Source organism: Ponticaulis profundi (assembly GCF_042659465.1).
GTDB lineage: Bacteria > Pseudomonadota > Alphaproteobacteria > Caulobacterales > Hyphomonadaceae > Ponticaulis > Ponticaulis profundi.
Genome location: NZ_JBHSSW010000066.1, coordinates 443,107 through 460,985, shown reverse-complemented (window position 1 = coordinate 460,985; position 17,879 = coordinate 443,107). Strand labels below are relative to the sequence as shown.

The 17,879-nt window shown below is 53.1% G+C and carries 14 protein-coding genes; 3 read left to right on the top strand and 11 right to left on the bottom strand.

The genetic code is table 11. From position 1 onward, the window contains the following. Positions 1-96 precede the first annotated feature (96 nt). The 7 genes from ACFQDM_RS18110 to ACFQDM_RS18080 are packed head-to-tail and all read right to left on the bottom strand — an operon-like array spanning position 97 to position 10,280. The gene (locus ACFQDM_RS18110; protein ID WP_377381760.1) at positions 97-1,494 is read right to left on the bottom strand and encodes a potassium transporter TrkG; all 1,398 of its coding nucleotides are present in this window, start codon (positions 1,492-1,494) and stop codon (positions 97-99) included. Between the two features lie 15 nt (positions 1,495-1,509). Beyond that, positions 1,510-2,889: a Trk system potassium transporter TrkA gene (gene trkA / locus ACFQDM_RS18105; RefSeq protein ID WP_377381757.1), complete on the bottom strand. Its 1,380-nt coding sequence runs from the start codon at positions 2,887-2,889 to the stop codon at positions 1,510-1,512. A gap of 11 nt (positions 2,890-2,900) precedes the next feature. Beyond that, positions 2,901-4,286, bottom strand: a complete 1,386-nt coding sequence (ntrX, locus tag ACFQDM_RS18100) for a nitrogen assimilation response regulator NtrX (protein ID WP_377381755.1) — start codon at positions 4,284-4,286, stop codon at positions 2,901-2,903. After that, complete coding sequence (locus ACFQDM_RS18095; RefSeq protein ID WP_377381754.1) at positions 4,286-6,499, bottom strand: sensor histidine kinase NtrY-like; 2,214 nt, start codon at positions 6,497-6,499, stop codon at positions 4,286-4,288. Before ACFQDM_RS18095 ends, ntrX begins: the two co-directional genes overlap by 1 nt. 57 nt (positions 6,500-6,556) lie before the next feature. Next, positions 6,557-7,981 (bottom strand): sigma 54-interacting transcriptional regulator, encoded by a 1,425-nt coding sequence (locus tag ACFQDM_RS18090; protein ID WP_377381751.1) that lies wholly within the window; start codon positions 7,979-7,981, stop codon positions 6,557-6,559. 2 nt (positions 7,982-7,983) lie between these two features. Continuing rightward, on the bottom strand, positions 7,984-9,060 hold the full coding sequence (locus ACFQDM_RS18085) for a two-component system sensor histidine kinase NtrB (protein ID WP_377381749.1): 1,077 nt from the start codon (positions 9,058-9,060) through the stop codon (positions 7,984-7,986). After that, positions 9,057-10,280 (bottom strand): tRNA dihydrouridine synthase, encoded by a 1,224-nt coding sequence (locus tag ACFQDM_RS18080; protein ID WP_377381747.1) that lies wholly within the window; start codon positions 10,278-10,280, stop codon positions 9,057-9,059. Before ACFQDM_RS18080 ends, ACFQDM_RS18085 begins: the two co-directional genes overlap by 4 nt. Here ACFQDM_RS18080 and ispF point away from each other — a divergent pair. After that, on the top strand, positions 10,233-11,357 hold the full coding sequence (ispF, locus tag ACFQDM_RS18075) for a 2-C-methyl-D-erythritol 2,4-cyclodiphosphate synthase (RefSeq protein WP_377381744.1): 1,125 nt from the start codon (positions 10,233-10,235) through the stop codon (positions 11,355-11,357). The two genes, ACFQDM_RS18080 and ispF, sit on opposite strands and share 48 nt — an antisense overlap. A gap of 32 nt (positions 11,358-11,389) precedes the next feature. Then, the gene (locus ACFQDM_RS18070) at positions 11,390-11,884 is read left to right on the top strand and encodes a CinA family protein (protein WP_377381741.1); all 495 of its coding nucleotides are present in this window, start codon (positions 11,390-11,392) and stop codon (positions 11,882-11,884) included. Between the two features lie 5 nt (positions 11,885-11,889). Here the strand turns inward: ACFQDM_RS18070 and ACFQDM_RS18065 are convergent, their stop codons facing one another. Then, positions 11,890-12,342, bottom strand: a complete 453-nt coding sequence (locus tag ACFQDM_RS18065) for a type II toxin-antitoxin system RatA family toxin (RefSeq protein ID WP_377381738.1) — start codon at positions 12,340-12,342, stop codon at positions 11,890-11,892. Between the two features lie 24 nt (positions 12,343-12,366). Continuing rightward, positions 12,367-13,341 (bottom strand): lipoyl synthase, encoded by a 975-nt coding sequence (lipA, locus tag ACFQDM_RS18060; RefSeq protein ID WP_377381735.1) that lies wholly within the window; start codon positions 13,339-13,341, stop codon positions 12,367-12,369. 137 nt (positions 13,342-13,478) lie between these two features. Between lipA and ACFQDM_RS18055 the strand changes: the two genes are divergently transcribed. Continuing rightward, positions 13,479-15,050: an AMP-binding protein gene (locus ACFQDM_RS18055; RefSeq protein ID WP_377381732.1), complete on the top strand. Its 1,572-nt coding sequence runs from the start codon at positions 13,479-13,481 to the stop codon at positions 15,048-15,050. Here the strand turns inward: ACFQDM_RS18055 and lpdA are convergent. Further along, positions 15,047-16,459, bottom strand: a complete 1,413-nt coding sequence (lpdA, locus tag ACFQDM_RS18050) for a dihydrolipoyl dehydrogenase (protein WP_377381730.1) — start codon at positions 16,457-16,459, stop codon at positions 15,047-15,049. The genes ACFQDM_RS18055 and lpdA overlap by 4 nt on opposite strands. Positions 16,460-16,528: 69 nt before the next feature. Next, positions 16,529-17,875, bottom strand: a complete 1,347-nt coding sequence (locus ACFQDM_RS18045; RefSeq protein ID WP_377381727.1) for a pyruvate dehydrogenase complex dihydrolipoamide acetyltransferase — start codon at positions 17,873-17,875, stop codon at positions 16,529-16,531. Between the last annotated feature and the right edge of the window lie 4 nt (positions 17,876-17,879).

Genomic DNA, 17,879 nt, shown 5'->3' with positions numbered 1-17,879 from the left:
CTGGAAAAAAATCGCAACGTCAATACCGAAAAGAATGATACGAAATTGGTATTTCACATAAATATCGGTCGATTGTTTTGTTAATTTCTTCCGGTTTCAGTTCCGGATGATCAGCGAAAACAGCAAAAGCAGCTCGAGACGACCAAACAACATGCTGAATGTTAGAATCAGTTTTGTGACCGGATTTGGTGTTAAATTCATGTTTTCAACGTGAAAGAGCGCTGCTGAGTTTGTGATAGCGCCCACCGCTGTGCTGATGGACGCTTCAAACGACATGCCGGTAAGAGCCAGATACCCCGCAATCATCACCGTCACACACGCAAAGCCGATCAGATACACCCAGACAGATAACATCGCTTCAACAGGGTTTCGCATTCCGCTGAAACGGAAATTCTGGATCGCTTTCGGTTGAGCCAATCGAGAGAATTCATGCAATGCACGAGCTGCGAGAAGCCGAAACCGAAAGAACTTCATGCCGCCGGTTGAAGATGCGGTTGCACCGCCTACAAAGCCGAAAAAAATGATCACGGGCCAGCCAAGAAGGTGCGCATCATCTGGCGATAGCAAGAGACCTGATGTTGAAACGATTGAGAAGGCGTGAACCGCGGACGCAAGAGAGCCAAGTTGCGGGTGAGCAGCGTAAATCAGTACGAACAAGAGCAACATTCCCGCCAGAATACCGATTGTTTCGATATCGATACGCGCTCTTTGAGGCGCTCGGATGAGCATCAGGATATTGGCGAGATTAATGCTCGCGAAGAATAGTGTCACGCAAATAACAGTGCCGCTGAACATGGTGCCGTTCAGGATGCTGGCATCATACGGAAACACCTGCCCTGTCGTGATGGCACCCACCGCCAGAGCAAAGGCGTCGCGAAGCGGCAGGCCCTCGAAAAGCAGTGTGTTGAAGCACAACAGGAACAAAGCCAGCAGAACCGCACCGCTGATTAGAAAAATCTTCATAAAGGATGCGAAGTTCAGGCGGGTCCAGATGCCGATGGCTTGCAGGCGTCTCAGCCCTTGCCCTACAGAGCTTTGCGTCGCAACGAGGAGCAATGTTCCGGAAATTGCCAACATGGCGCCTGTGATATGCAGAATGCCGCGCCATGCGATAATGCTTGCGGGTAAAACGGTATCTGGCGGCACCAGTGATGTTCCGGTTGTGGTCAGGCAGGATACAGATTCCAACAGCGCCGATATCGGATCGCTTTGTGTCAGCATGAGAAACGGCAATGCGCCGAGCACGGACATGCCGCCCCAGACCGCTGTCAGAAATGCGACGATTTCTTTCAGGCCGGCTTTGTGAAGGTTCTTCGAACTTGATGAGACCAGAAAAACGGCGCCTAGGACAGCGGACACTGTGACAACGAGAATGAAAAGAGATGCCTGCTGATACCGGTCATTGGAGAATGCCCAGACTGCGCACAGCAGGCTTGGTATGGAAAACAACCCGAAGAAACGGCCAAGCATGTGCAGAACATTTGTCGCGTTCACGAGTGCCTCGATTGGCTAGTTCAGGAAGTAAGCGGAGCTGGCACGGAAGAGCTGTTCGACTTTTTTCGTGCGCGCACGCTCATAAAAGAGCACAACTCGGTCTCCCGCGCGAACTTTGAAGTCCTTTCCAGGCAGCATCACTTCGTCACCTCGAAGTACTGCGCCGGCGACAACGCCTTCAGGCAAGCTGCCTGGCGAGAGGTTTGAATCCAGCAGCAATGAGTGCTCGAGGACTTCACCTTCCGCGATTTCGCCTGAACCGTCTTCCAGAGAATGAAGCGACAGGATACGCCCGCGTCTCAAGCGTAGAAGAATTTGAGAGACGGTCACAGCACGCGGGTCGATCAGTACATCCACATCCAGTGCAGAGTGTATCATGGCAAGGTCGGGCGTGTTGACCAATGCGATAGTCTTTTTGGCGCCCAGACGTTTTGCCATGGTGGACGATAGCAAGTTTACTCTATCGTCATTCGTCAGGCCGATCACAGCATCGGCGCGCGATACGCCGGCTTCCTCCAGAATTTCAGGATTTAGCCCTTCACCATGAATGACGATGGAGCGTGTGAGTTGTGAGGCTGCGGACTCTGCGCGCTTGAGATTCGTTTCAATCAGTCGAACTTTTCGACCGCGCTTCTTTTCAAGTTGTTCGGCAACATACATGCCAATATTGCCAGCCCCGATAATCACCGTTCGCTGGTCTGAGGTATTGCTGAGCCCCAGAAGCTCCGACAGACGTTCGATCTGTTCTTTTTCAATGATCAAATAGGCGCGGTCACCGGCCACGAGCTGATCACTTGGCGTTGCGGCGAACAAATGTCCGTTTCGCATGATCGCCAGCACACGGATGTGAAGGGCTGGAAAGAGCTCACTGATCTGAGAAAGCGTTGTGCGCGACAGTGGAGTGTCTTCGTGAATCTCAATGCCCACGCAGCGCACTTTTCCTTTCGCGAAGGGGATTGAGAAAAAGGCGCCCGGTGTTTCGAGACGCTGAAAGATCGAGTCGGCAACCGCTTTTTCTGGTGAAATAACAACATCGACGGCAAGGCCGCTTTTGCCGAACAGGTCGCCCGATTTCTTGTTCATATAAGCGCGTGAGCGAATGCGTGCGATTTTGGTCTGTATCTGAAACAGCACGTGAGCGACCTGGCAGGTCACCATGTTGACTTCGTCTGAGTAAGTCACCGCGACGATCATATCGGCATCAGCCGCGCCTGCAGAGCGCAATACATTCGGATGCGCCGCATGACCAGTGATGCCCTGTACTTCAAGTTCCGATGTCACAGACTGAATAAGCGAAGCATCTTCATCAATGATCGTGACTGAATGCCCATCAGACGCGAGGCGCCTAGCTATGCCCTGCCCCACACGACCAGCGCCGCAAACGATAATTTTCATACCAGTCTATCCTAGCTGTCAGAAGACGCTGATGGATCTACTCCTAAGGCCTTTAGCTTTCGATGCAATGCTGAACGTTCCATGCCGATGAAAGCGGCTGTGCGTGAAATATTACCGCCAAAGCGCGTGATTTGCAGAGAAAGATACTCTTTCTCGAACTGTTCACGCGCATCGCGAAGCGTCATCCCAATCACTTCAAGGGACGAATTCTGATTTTGATTCATCCCCATATCGGCCGCATCACTCGGAAGTTCATGTGCTCCAACCGGTGTTTCTCGACTTTCTCCGGAAAGAATGAGGACACGTTCCACAACATTGCGCAACTGGCGAACATTGCCCGGCCATGGCGCGGATTGAAGAACGGCAAGTGCCTCGTCGCCAAATGAACGCGGAGTCAAACCGACCGTCTGTGCCGCGCGCTTCACGAAAAATCGCACAAGGTCTGGAATATCTTCGCGACGTTCGGACAGTGATGGCACAGAGAGCGGTACGACATTGACCCGGTAGTAGAGGTCCTCGCGGAACTTTCCGTCCAGAATAAGGTGCTGCAAATCTGCAGAGGTCGAACTTATCAGGCGCACATCAACAGATACGTCGGCTTTGCCTCCGACGCGGCGGAAGCGTTGCTCCGTGAGGACGCGCAAGATCTTGTTCTGGGTGCCGAGCGGCATTTCACCGATCTCATCGAGATAGAATGTTCCTCGGTGCGCCTGCTCGAAAAGCCCGACCGATTGAATGCGCCCATCTGGTGTTTCGCGACCGAACAATTCACTTTCCATCTGGTCCGGCGTGATCGATGCCGCGTTGATCACCACGAATGGGCCTTTCTCACGTCGTGATTTGCGGTGGATGAGTTTTGCGGCCAATTCCTTGCCTGCGCCCGACGGGCCGGTGATCAGTACACGCGAGTTTGTCGGTGCGACCTTGTCGATTGCCAGGCGCAATTGAGTTGCTGCTGCCGATTTTCCGAGGAGTTCGTCTCCTTCAGACATATGAACGCGTAGCGCGGAGTTTTCTCGTTTGAGTGACGCTGCTTCAAGAGCGCGTTCGACAACAACGAGCAGTCGGTCTGCCTTGAAAGGTTTTTCCAGGAAATCGTAAGCGCCGCGACGAATTGCGGTGACCGCCGTTTCAATGGATCCGTGTCCGCTGATCACGATCACGGGCAAGACGGGGTCGATGGATTTGAGATAGTTCAACATCTCCAAACCATCCATATCGCTACCCTGAAGCCAGACGTCGAGGATAACAAGCTCCGGCTTGCGTTCTGTGATGGCTGCGAGGGCGCCTTCGGCGGTCGAGGCTGTTCGGATCAGATAGCCTTCATCTTCCAGAACGCCGCCAATCAGTTCCCGAATATCCGGTTCATCATCTACGATCAGAATCTCTGCTGACATCACGCTTGCTCCTCGGACAGTGTCCAACTCTCTACAGTTTCGTCTGAAGGCCCTGATAATGGCAGCTGAATGCAAACTCGTGCGCCGCGCGTCTCATCGCGACGGTCGAGCAGCGTGAGCTGTCCGCCATGGTCTTCCACAATTCGATTGACGATTGCGAGCCCAAGGCCGACGCCCTGCTCGCGAGTGGTGTAATATGGTTCAAGAAAATGGTGGCGATTGGCTTTCGGAAAGCCAGGGCCGGTATCTTCGATATCCAGAATGACGTAGTCGTCTGTCACTTGAATATCCGTGGTGACAGATGGCGATCGGCTTTCGCATTCATCATCTGCTTCGAGAGATCGTTCGACCGCTTCACCAGCATTCTTTAGCAGGTTGGTCAGTGCCTGACTAAGGAGGCGAGAGTCGCCGAAAATCTGAATTTCTTTCTGATTGGTCTGATAATCATACTCGATATTCGGTTTCGAAAGTCGCGCAGCGAAGACGCATTCGCGCACCTGCTCGATCAGGTCAAAAGCTTTGACCTCAGGCTTTGGCATTCGGGCAAATGTGGAGAACTCTTCAACCATACGGCCGATATCTGACACCTGGCGGAAAATCGTATCAATGCACCGATCAAAGACCTGATCTTCTTCATCAATCGATTTGCGATAGCGCCTGCGCAATCGCTCTGCAGACAGCTGTATTGGCGTCAAAGGATTACGAATTTCGTGTGCAACCCGGCGAGCAACGTCTCTCCAGGCTGTCTGGCGCTGTGCTGAGATCAGGCGCGTGGTGTCGTCGAATGTCAGAATGCATCCGAGTTCGTCTTCATGACTTGGCACGGCTCTCACCAGCAGGTGACGATACGACTGGTCGGTATTCAGAATGATGTTCGCTGATTTCGACTCCTTGTCAGCCATTGCCTTCATGGCGAGATCTGAGATTTCCGGACTGAATTGTCCTAGGAAAACATCTCCTGGTGTTTCCAGAATCGCGAAGATCCCGATCGCTGACGGGTTGGCGAGTGTGACCCGGAGATGGTCATCAACCCGGACGACACCGGCGCTGACGCCTTGCAGTACCGCTTCGATGAACTCTGAGCGTTCAATTGCTTCCCGGCTGGCAATATCAATTGCTTCGTGTTGCTGACGCAATTGCGACGTCATGGCGTTAAACGATGTCGTTAATTCAGCGACTTCATTGTTCTGCTCAGGCAGAGACACCTGAACGCTAAGGTCGCCGTGCCGTACCTGATCGGCTGCTTTCGCGAGTTTCAGAATTGGGTTGGATATGAGACCGGCAGCCCATACGCCGTATTGAACAAAGAAGAGAAGAATCAATGCTGTGATCTGACTGAAGCCCAACAGGAAGATGATCTGAAGTTGGCGGCTTTGCTCTTCTGCCTTCCGGTACACATTCAGCGTCTGTTCTGCGTTTCGTAGACTGCCGAGCAGCGGCGAGTCGATTGGCCTGACGGTGTAAAGATAGGCGTCGTCGAAATCAGACAGTTTATATAACGCCCAGAACTGAAGGGTCTCGTCAGAAAGCAACACGGACACGTCACCCTGATTGGCAGTGTCAAACATGTCTTGTGTTGGCCGTTCATACTTACGCTGACTTACGGGGTCAGACGCCAGCAGAATCTCACCTTCCGAAGACAGAATCAGTGCGCCGGTAAAATCTCTGAAAGCGGCCTGCTCTCGCATGAACTGTGCAAACACGTCAGGCTCTGTTTCAAAGCCTATCACGGCACGGTTCAAATCCATCGCCATAATGCCGGTATCAAGGCGAATGTCGTCACCCACAGATTCCAGGTTTGAGCGAGATACTGCTGCAGCGCCTTCGACAACGGCTTCAACACGCTCAGAGAACCAGTTGTCGATTGCTTTGTTGAGTGAGCTTCCGAGGAAGACACTGAAGAGTAGCGCCGGTGCGATCGCTGCGAAGCTGAAGAGCGTCGCGAACTGTGTCGCCAGGCGTCCTGTGCCCTTTTCGGGGCTTTTTGATCGCAGCTGGAAATAGTTTCTCAGCACGTTGATCGCGAGCACCGCGATCAGCAGAAAGTTGAAAATCAGAAGCCAGAAAATCGTGTTTGATTCTGGTCCCAGAGGTCCCGCGCCGGTGAAAGAAATCAGTGTAACCGCAACAGCGATAAGAGACGCGATCAGAAACAGGATCCGCGTCCAGCGCCCGAAAATCTTGATGATGGACTTATCGTTCAACTGTGGCACTACAAACACTCATGTGTCGCCTTCGCGACACTGTTTCATTTTGGCCACAGTATCTGATCAGTCAGGAGATGCAATCTCCAAACTGTTAATTTTGCTACGCAGCGTATTCCGGTTCATACCGAGCAGCTGAGCGGCTTTCACTTTGTTACCGCCGGTGACATTGAGCGCGAGTTCTATGAGCGGGCGTTCAACCATGGAGATGACATCCTGATAGATCGTGCCCTCGCCTTCTCCGGCTGACCGAAGTTCAGGTTCCACGTACTCCCGAAGAATGTCTTTCAGCTTTTGCTCAAGGCTTTCTCCGTCTTCCTGCGGCAGGCGACGCTCGGATACCAAGGACGCCTGCACCAGCTCTTCGGAGATGACGGGTTCGGAAGAGAGCGCGATCATGCGCATCACAACGTTCTGTAATTCGCGAACGTTTCCTGGCCAGTCATGTAGAGAGAGGCGCTTGAGGGCTTTGGCATCAATCGTCTTCTGGCCGAGGCCTTCGGCTTCTGCGCGTTTCAGAAAGCGTTTCGCCAGTTCAGGAATGTCGTCCTTACGAGCCCTGAGGGGCGGAATCGTAATCGTAACAACATTCAGTCGATAAAACAGATCATTCCGAAATGCGCCCTTTTCGACAAGAGCTCGCAGATCGTGTGACGTTGCCGCGATGACGCGGGTCGTTGAAACATCCGTTGTTGTTGAGCCAACGGGTGAAAACTCGCCGTTCTGCAGAAATCGCAGCAATTGCGTCTGGGCATCGAGCGGCATGTCACCGACCTCATCCAGAAACAATGTTCCGCCGTCACTTTGTGCCACACGTCCTGGTGTGACATTTCCATCGGGACCGACAACGCCAAAGAGCTCAGCTTCGATGCGCTCGCGTTCAACGGCTGCCATATTGACCGGTACAAATGGTCTTCCATTTCGATTGCCGAGATCGTGGATCGCGCGGGCGATTGTCTCTTTACCGGTGCCTGATTCTCCTTCGATCAGAACGGTCAGCGACGTATTCTTCACACGAGACATGGTGCGGAAGACAGCTTGCATAGGTGCTGAACGACCAATGACGGCTTCATTCAACCGACTGTCTGGCGCACGAACGGTTCGTTCTATCTTCTTTGGCCCCGCTTTGGAGCTCAGCGCTTTCTTGGTCAGCGTTGCCAGTTCATCGATATCAAATGGCTTCGGAAGGTAGTCGAATGCGCCGTGTTCCGCTGCGGACATGGCCGTCATCAGCGTGCTTTGTCCGCTGATCACGATGATTGGCAGATCAGGACGTTCGGCGCGAATGTCCGGCATAAGGTCAAAAATGCAGTCATCGCCCATGTACACGTCTGTGATCAGCAAATCGCCATCGCCGTTTCTGACCCAACGCATCAACGCTGTTGGATTCGTGGTGGATCGCACGGAATGACCTTCTGCAATGAGGGTCTGGCTGGCGATGAGACGGATACCTGCGTCATCATCTGCGAGCAAAATAGTGGATTGCGCCATGCCTATGACCTTGTCGTTTCTCGTTGAATTGGAAGAATGATGTCAAATTGGGTGCGACCCGGACGGCTCGTGAAAGAGATGCGTCCGCCGTGCGCCAGAATGATGTCCTGACAAACCGATAGTCCGATACCGGAACCCGATGATTTGGTAGAGAAAAAGGGCTTGAAGACCTGTTCCTGCGCGGCGTGTGGAATGCCTGGGCCATTATCGCGAATGCTGATCTGAAGGGCACCTGAGAAGCGGCGTTCATTTCCAGGTCGCGGGAGTCGAATGCCAGCCTGATAAGAGGTCGAGACTTTGACTTCTGGATGCTCTTCTCCGGATACGGCCTCCGCTGCGTTCTTGGCAATATTCAGAATGCACTCGTGCAGATGGTCCCGGTCAGCTGAGATTTCTGGCAAGGAGGGATCGAACGACTTCTTGAAGGTTACATTTGGTGACGCAACCGTTTGCATGGTCAGAATGTCATCCAGGATTTCATGGATATTGACCGGTGCGAAACGCGGCGCGTTATAAAGTTCGAACGCGGTGAAACGATCAATCAGCCTGCCAATGCGTTGGGCTTCGGACCGGATCAAGTGCAAAAGCTCCATTTGGTCGGCCCGGCATGATCTTTCCATCAGCTGAGCCGCGCCAGAAATACCTCCGAGCGGATTTTTGATCTCATGACCCAGCATGCGGGCAAACGTTGCGAGACCTGAGGGATCTTGTCTTACCCGCGTGGTCGGAGGAGAAAGTGCAATGTTCATAACGCAAGTCGGATGATCATAATTCATCCGAACATCGAACTGTTGAGACTGGAAGAAAGGCCCAGTCAGCGTGATGCCAGATGCGCTGACCTCCCCTGTTTCGCGCAAGACGCGGTCGATCAGTTGGAACAGTTCGCAGTCGTGAAAAAGGACTTCGCTGAGTTTTCGGCCAACAAGTCTGTCATGCCCGCCCCCAAGAAACGTTTGTGACTGGAGGTTTGCGCTGAGAATTTTTTGGCTGTCGTCGACCTGAATCAGGGCGACAGGCGCGTCCTGGGCAAGAATTGCTAGCAATTTCTGTGTGGCCTCATCTCTCGGATGGTCAATCATGCGGCGACCTCCAGTTTGGTTTTCAGCGTTGAAAGAAGGGTGCTCTTGAGCTCAGGGAGTGTGTTTGACTGGCATGCTATCTTCTTCAGCGCTTGCCAGTCTTCATGCTCGCCTTGTTGATAGCCCTGGCTCCAATGGGAAATGGCTTCGGCAAGATGTTTTCGAATGGTTCTAATACCGACACGCTCGCCATAAACTTCGACGCTGTCATGGGCTTGTTCAATAAGGCTTTCGACCTGTTCCGCGAAACTCGGTTCTTCGGCCGCAATACCCGTGTTGATCTCCTGCTCGATTGCAGACGGTAGCCACGCGAGGCCAATGGCGGCGCGTCCAACCATGGCGCCGCGGGCGCCTGATTGTTGCAATGCTTCTTTCGCAGTCGCGGCGTCCTTGATGTCGCCATTTACAATGACGGGGATTGAAACAGCATTCACGACCTCGGATATTGTGGCCCAATCTGCCACCCCGTTATAGAAATCCTGCCGTGTTCTTCCATGGACGGTGATCAATTCCGCGCCGACGTCCTGAGCACGTTGCGCAAGTGTTGGTGCGTTCATTGTGTCACGATCCCAGCCGAGACGCATTTTTAATGTAACAGCGGTGCCTGCTGCGCCATCAACGACGGCCTCAATGAGAGAAACGGCGTGCTCTAAATCACGCATCAGCGCTGAACCGGAAAGACCGCCGGTCACGCGCCGTGATGGGCAGCCCATATTGATGTCGATGACATCTGCACCGGCATTGCGTGCAATTGATGCGCCTCTTCTCAGAGAATCGTGATCGCGACCAATTAGCTGCACCACGTAGGTCGCATCACCGTTTGGGCGACGAAATCTCTGCAAGGCTTCGCGTCGACCGGCGTGTAGGTCGTCGCCAGCTACCATTTCAGTAATTGTGGCACTCGCGCCGAATTTATCAGCTTGCTTCCGGAATGGTGCATCAGTTACGCCAGACATGGGCGCCAAAAAAACTGGCGTTACGTCTGTACCAAATGCATAAGGTCCAAACACGGTGATAAAACTCTCTCGCTGCCCAAGATTTGCGCAGATAAGCATACCGGGGGCGATATGAAAACAGCCGCTAACGAAAAATGCCCAAATATTGACCAGAAGGATTCTCTGTTCTCTGCGGTGGTCGTCGCCGCCGGAAAAGGCCGTCGTGCCGGACAATCCTTGCCAAAACAGTACCGAAGCTTCGGTGGAAAACCGGTCTTTCTTCATGCGCTCGACACGTTTTTAAATCACCGGTGTTGCGTTGAAGTCGCACTGGTTCATCCCGAAAATGAGGCAGAACATGTTCATAAGTTGCTTGAGCAGCTTGAACCCGCGGGATTTGCGAAGCTCGTGCTTGTAGAAGGCGGAGCCGAACGTGTGGAGTCGGTCCGTAAAGGATTGGCTGCTATACAGTCGGAACGTTCCCAGCATTTCATGGTGCATGATGCCGCGAGGCCCGGGGTGTCTGGCGTGGTGATCGATAACCTGCAAGCTGCCCTTCAGAAACATGAGGGTGCTGCCCCTGCTCTTCCCATCGTCGATGCGTTGAAATTCTGGGATAAAGCGAGCGTTCGGTCGGTCTCGCGATCGGACCTTTATAGGATTCAGACACCTCAGGCTTTCCGAATGAGTAAGAAACAGGAGCTCACGGCATCTTCGGATGACTCGGCTTTGGATGAATTTGAACTCGCGGAAAAGCTCGGATTTGATCTCACGCTTACGGAGGGCAGTGAGCAGTTGTCGAAGCTGACATATCCGCAGGACTTTGAGCGATTGGAGAGGCTTTTGTTTGACTGGGAGACGCGGACCGGGCTTGGTTACGACGTGCACGCCTTTGAAGATGGTGCGCAGGTATTTCTGTGCGGTATTGAAATTCCTCATGAAAAGAAACTCAAGGGACATTCGGATGCGGATGTTGGCTGGCACGCGCTGACAGATGCGATTCTCGGTGCCCTCGCGGATGGTGATATCGGCGACCACTTCCCTCCAACGGATCCACAGTGGAAGGGCGCACCATCCGATGTCTTCTTACGTTTCGCGGCAGACCTGGTTCGCTCCAGAGGAGGCAAGATTCTCCATTTGGACGTGACGTTGATTTGTGAGGCTCCAAAAATAAAACCTCACCGAGACGCTATGCGTTACAAAACAGCTCAAATCGTCGGGGTCGACGCAGATCGCGTTTCTGTGAAAGCAACCACAACGGAAGGATTGGGATTTGAAGGGCGACGGGAGGGAATTTCCGCGCAAGCTATTGCCACGATTTCCTTACCTTCAAAGTCTCGACTTAAGGATAAAGCTGAGTAACCCTTACGCTTATAAAGTGGAGGAGACTTACCTTGTTTTCAGACAAATTGCTCAATATGGCACGTCTGTTTCTGGATGATGCTCAGCAGAGGCGTTTGAAAGTTGTCACCGCGGAGAGCTGTACGGGAGGACTGGTAGCCGCCTTGCTGGTTGAAATTCCAGGCTCATCCAAGGTGCTCGAACGTGGATTTGTCACCTATTCCAATAAAGCAAAGGAAGAAGTGCTGGGAATACCCGGTGACTTGATCGCAGACTATGGCGCAGTCAGTGAGCCGATTGCCCGCGCGATGGCAGAAGGTGCTTTGGAAGAAAGTCGCGCTAACATGGCGATCTCCATCACCGGTATTGCGGGACCTGGTGGTGGCACACGCCTGAAACCCGTTGGGACGGTTCATTTCGCTTTGGCACGTGAGAATGCACCTATCCGCCACCGAATGGAAAACTTCGGTGATATCGGGCGCAGCGAAATTCGAATGGCGAGCGTAGAAGTCGCGCTTCAGATGATGATGGAAAGCGTGAGTGGTTGACGGAGCTAGCTTTTGTTGCCGTATCGACGATCTGCTTCGGCAACAAAGGCAGCCATAATTCGGTTCACCGCCAATTCGAAATTAGCTGCAGCCAGCGCTCTCAAGATAAAATTCTTGAACTCAAAATCGATGAAAAATTCGATATCAGTGCCAGATTCCGCTGGTTTGAAGGTCCACTCATTTTCAAGGTGTTTAAGCGGCCCATCTTCAAGACTGACCTTGATGTGGCGTGTCTCTGCATCTGAGACAACTTGGGTGGAGAACGTTTCGGTGAAGTTTGCGAATCCAACCCGAGCGGAGCCAATCTTGATGGATTTAACACCATCTTCTTCGACAGGGCTGACATCCATCTTCTGAACCCACTTTATGAATTCTGGATACTGTTCAATTCCGGATACAAGTTCAAACAGGTTATCTGGATCGTGATTGATCCGAACCACTCTACGAAAACGGGTCATAATGTGTCTTGTCGCTAGATAGGGCTAAGCGTCTGCAGCAAGTTGGGCTTGTCTTGCGGCGCGAAGTTTCTCGAAGTCGTCACCGGCATGATAGCTGGAACGCGTCATGGGAGATGATGAGACCATCAGAAAACCTTTGGCACGAGCAATGGTTTCATATGCAGCGAACTCCTCAGGAGACACATAGCGATCAACAGCGGCGTGTTTCCTGGTTGGCTGGAGGTACTGGCCGATCGTTATGAAATCCACTCCGGCGGACCGCATATCGTCCATAACCTGCATGACTTCTTCTTTGCTCTCACCCAAGCCAACCATAAGTCCTGATTTGGTGAACTGAGAGGGATCGCGTTCTTTCACGCGCTCAAGCAACCGCACAGAATGATAATAGCGAGCGCCCGGACGGATAGACAAATATAGCCGCGGGACTGTCTCCAGATTGTGGTTGAACACGTCCGGTTTGGAATCGATCGCGATGTTGAGCGCGTCGCCTTTGCGGAGGAAGTCAGGCGTCAGGATCTCAATCGTTGCACCAGGTGCTTTCGAGCGAATAGCGGTGACGGTATCTGCAATATGTTGGGCCCCACCATCCGTTAGATCGTCGCGATCTACAGACGTGATGACAACGTGCTTAAGCTCCATAGCTGCCACTGCATCGGCCACGCGATCAGGCTCTGTCGCGTCAAGAGCATCCGGACGGCCAGTCTTCACATTACAAAAGCTACAAGCACGCGTGCATGTGTCGCCCATGATCATCATGGTTGCGTGTTTCTGTTGCCAGCATTCGCCGATGTTCGGACAACCTGCTTCTTCACACACGGTGACCAGATTGCGGTCTTTAACGATCGCGCGTGTGTCGGCATAGCCCTGACTGACAGGCGCTTTGACGCGAATCCATTCCGGCTTGCGTAGCACCGGAGTGTCAGGACGATTACGTTTTTCGGGGTGCCGAAATTCCGACGCTGGGCGTCGTTCAGACACGTTATCAATCAGCTTGGCCATAGCTAGCAAATGGCCCGTTTTGAGGCAGACATCAAGTGGCGTTTCCGGCAATAGTACGGAACTAATGTGCCATGATTGCTTTCACGTAGTGTGACATAGTGTTACAGAGCGTCAAAAAAGTTTCATGGAGTGAACGCATGGCGGCATCGTCTTACGCCTTTCGCCCTCAACTGGCACGTACTGACCTCTTTTCAGGTCTCTTGAGAGCGCGGCGCCAATTCGGTGGTAAGAAAGAGATTATCGTCGATGGCGACGAGCGCGTATTGACTTATGACGAGGTCGTTCGCGCGGCATTCGGTCTCGGCTCTGCGCTGTGTCGCTTCACTGATAGAGAAGAGAACGTTGCGGTGATGCTTCCGACAGGCGCGGGCGCTGTGATCGCGTTTTACGCGCTGCTCGCTTATGGGCGCATCCCGGCCATGTTCAATTTCACGGCTGGTAGTCGCAATCTCAAGGCGGCCGGTCAGGCTGCCAATGTTACGAAAATTGTAACCGCGCACAAGTTTGTTGAAATCGGACAGCTGCAGCCGCTGATTGAAGAGCTCTCAGACCGCTATGAAATCATCTATCTGGAAGATGTCCGCGAACAATTGTCTCTGAAAGATAAAATCGCGGGAGCGTTGGGGCCGTTCATTCCTTCACTCTTCAAAGCGTCACAAGGGCACGACGAAACAGGCGTGGTGCTTTTTACGTCAGGCACCGAAGGTGACCCTAAAGGCGTTGTCCTATCGCATGAAAATGTAATGGCGAATGTTGAACAGGTTCGTTCACACATTGACCTCTACCCCGAAACAGATTCCGTATTTAATCCCCTTCCTACCTTCCACTGTTTCGGTTTGACGGTAGGAGCCGTGTTGCCACTGGTCGCCGGGATCAAAGCGGTATTCCACCCTTCCCCGCTCCAGCCGCGCGAGATTGCACGCCGAATCCGCGAACACGGAACCACGGTTCTTCTGGCGACTGATACCTTCATTTCCCAGTATGCGCGCGCAGGTGATCAAGGCGATCTGATGTCACTTCGCCTCGCGGTTTGCGGCGCAGAGCGTGTTCGGGATGAGACCCGCCAGATGGTGCGGAAAAAATATAATATTGAGATTTTGGAAGGTTATGGTGCGACCGAGGCTTCTCCTGTTGTGGCTGCGAATTCGGTCGGTGCAAATGTACCAGGCACCGTCGGTCAGTTCATGTCTGGCGTCGAACACAAGCTTGAGCCTGTTCCGGGCATCGACAAAGGTGGCCGACTTTGGGTGCGTGGCCCTAACATCATGCAGGGATATTTGCGTTCGTCTTCGCCAGGTGTTCTTGAGCCGCCGAAAGATGGTTGGCATGACACCGGTGATATTGTCACGATCGACAAAGAAGGCTTCATTCGCATCCGTGGACGCGTGAAACGTTTCGCAAAGGTCGGCGGGGAAATGGTATCGCTGGCCGTCGTTGAGAACTGCGCATCCGCGATCTGGCCTGACAATATGCATGCCGCTGCTGCTGTTCCGGATACCCGTAAAGGCGAGCAGATCATTCTGTTGTCAGATTGCTCGGACGTGAATCGCCCAGACATTTTGGCCTGGGCGCAGAATCACGGTGTTTCGGAGCTCTCTGTTCCCCGCAAGGTGTTTCATGTCGATGCGATACCGGTTCTGGGAACTGGCAAGGTCGACTACGGCACTGTGACGAAACTTGCGCTCGAACTATCCGGGAAACAGACTTAGTAGTGGATTGCACGTCCAAATGCATCCAGCGTACTCTCATGCATCATCTCTGAGAGCGTTGGGTGCGGGAATACAGTCTCCATGAGCTCACCTTCAGTGAGCTCGCCTTGGCGAGCGACCACATAGCCCTGGATAAGCTCTGTAACCTCGGCACCGATCATATGCGCACCGAGCAACTCTCCCGTCTTCGCATCGAACACGGTTTTGATCATACCCTCAGGCTCGCCGAGCGCGATCGCTTTACCATTTCCAATGAATGGGAAACGACCGACCTTAACGTCGTGGCCGGTTTCTTTTGCTTTGGCTTCTGTCAGACCAACTGACGCAATTTGCGGACGGCAATAGGTGCAGCCAGGAATATTCCAGGTTTCAAATGCATGTGGGTTCTTACCAGCAATCTTCTCGACGCAGACAATCCCTTCGTGGCTGGCTTTGTGAGCGAGCCATGGAGGTCCGGTCAGATCCCCAATTGCATAAAGTCCTGGAACATTGGTTTGTCCGAATCCGTCCACAGTCACGTGTGAACGGTCAACTTTCACACCAAGATCCTCCAGTCCCAGATTTTCAACATTTCCAACAATGCCGATCGCGAGCACGATGCGGTCATATGATTCTGTTGTTTGCTTACCGTCCTTGGGTTTGATGGTTGCCTGAATGGTGTCTTTTCCGGGCTTCACGCTATCAACGGCAGCGCCTGTTATCACCTTCATGCCGTCCTTTTTGAACGATTTCAGCGCCATTGCGGAAATTTCTTCATCCTCCACAGGGAGGATGCGGTCCATCATCTCGACGACAGTGACGTCGGCACCCATGGTCTTGTAGAAGCTTGCAAACTCAATACCGATTGCACCGGAACCGATGACGAGAAGCTTCTTGGGCATGGTGTCCGGCACCATGGCTTCTTTTGCAGTCCAGATAAACTTTCCATCTGGTTCCAGACCGGCCTGAGGAATTGTTCGCGCTCGTGCGCCGGTCGCCAGCATCACATGTTTTGCTTCCAGGCTGGTGTCTTTGCCGTCTTTGCCTTTGACGATCACTTTGGGAGCGGGCTTGCCTTTCTCAAGGCGTCCCTCTCCCTCAATCACTGTGACCTTGTTCTTCTTGAGCAGGTGTTTGACGCCGCCAGATAGCTGTCCGGCGATCTGGCGTGACCGCTTCACAACGGCATCGAGATCAAAGCTGACGCCTTCTGCTTTCAGACCGAATGCTTCTGCGTGCTTCATGTTGTGATAGACTTCGGACGTCCGCAGCAGGGCTTTCGTTGGGATACAGCCCCAGTTTAGACAGACGCCGCCCAGCGCGTCGCGCTCAACGATCGCTGTTTTCAGTCCAAGCTGGCTTGCGCGAATGGCAGCGACATAGCCCCCAGGCCCTGAGCCCACTACGATCAGATCAAATTTATCAGCCATGTGTGTGTCCTGTCGTCAGGATTGTGTGTCTGGAACGCGCGGCAGGAGTCTGCGCGCGTTCCTTTGAATTTAGAGCAGCATCGCTTCTGGCGTTTCGACAAAGCGCTTGAAGGCTTGCAGCCATTTCGCACCTTCTGCGCCACCGATGACGCGGTGGTCACAGGTCAACGTTACGGTCATGACGCTGCGCGCCGCAAGGCTTCCGTCTTCCAGAACGACGGCTCGTTTCTCACCTGCGCCAACGGACATGATCATGCCTTCCGGCGGATTGATGATAGAGCCGAATGACTTGATGCCGAACATACCAAGGTTGGAAATTGAGAATGTTCCACCCGAGTATTCTTGTGGTTTCAGCTTACGGTCACGCGCGCGAGTTGCGAGATCTTTCATCTCTTCTGATATCTCTCTCAGGCCCTTCTGCTCCGCGTCCCGGATAACGGGCGTGATCAGTCCGCCATCAATCGCAACGGCAACAGAGATATGCGCGCCTTTGTGATAGGCGATACCTTTATCTGTATAGCTGGCATTGCAGTCTGGCTCAGTCATGAGTGCGAGCGCAGATGCCTTGATCAGCATATCGTTCACAGACACCTTAACGCCTTCTGGTGCTGCTGCATTGATTGCTGCGCGTGCCGCCAACAGTTTGTCGAGCGTGATGTCCACTTCGAGCGGGAAGTGTGGCACTTGCATAAAGCTCGTTGTCAGACGCTTGGCGACCGTCTTGCGCATACCGTCCAACGGTACGAGTTCGTAGCTGTCAGGCGCATAGACGCGATCGTCGAGGACTTGAGGCAGGATCAGACCGTCCGGAGAGCCAACAGACGCAACGGGTGAATCCGGCTGACCAGAAGCAGTTTCTGCTGCTTCGACATCCTTGCGGATAATTCGTCCATGTGGACCCGAGCCTTTCAGGCCTGAAAGGTCCACACCTTTTTGTTCTGCGATACGCCGCGCCAGAGGGCTTGCCTTGATGCGGTCTTTCCCGGAGCCAACGCTTTGAAGTTTGCCTGATGTGTCCAGTTCGACAGCCTGCTTTTTCGAAGACTTCTCTGGTTTGGCAGGAGTGTCGTCCTTTGGTGGAGCGACTTCCTTCTTTTCCTCGTTAGAAGCTTCACCAGATTTTGCTTCAGGTGCAGTGTCTTCATCATTGGCTTCGACGTCGTCAGGATTCTCTCCCTCTTCTGCCAGCACAGCGATAACGGAATTGACTTTCACGCCTTCGGTACCGGCGTCGATCAGGATTTTGGCCAGTATGCCTTCATCGACTGCTTCAACCTCCATCGTTGCCTTGTCGGTTTCGATTTCAGCGATTACGTCTCCGGAGGATATCGTATCGCCTGGTTTGACGAGCCATTTTGAAAGCGTGCCCTCCTCCATGGTGGGAGACAGTGCAGGCATGGTGATATTAATAGCCATGACG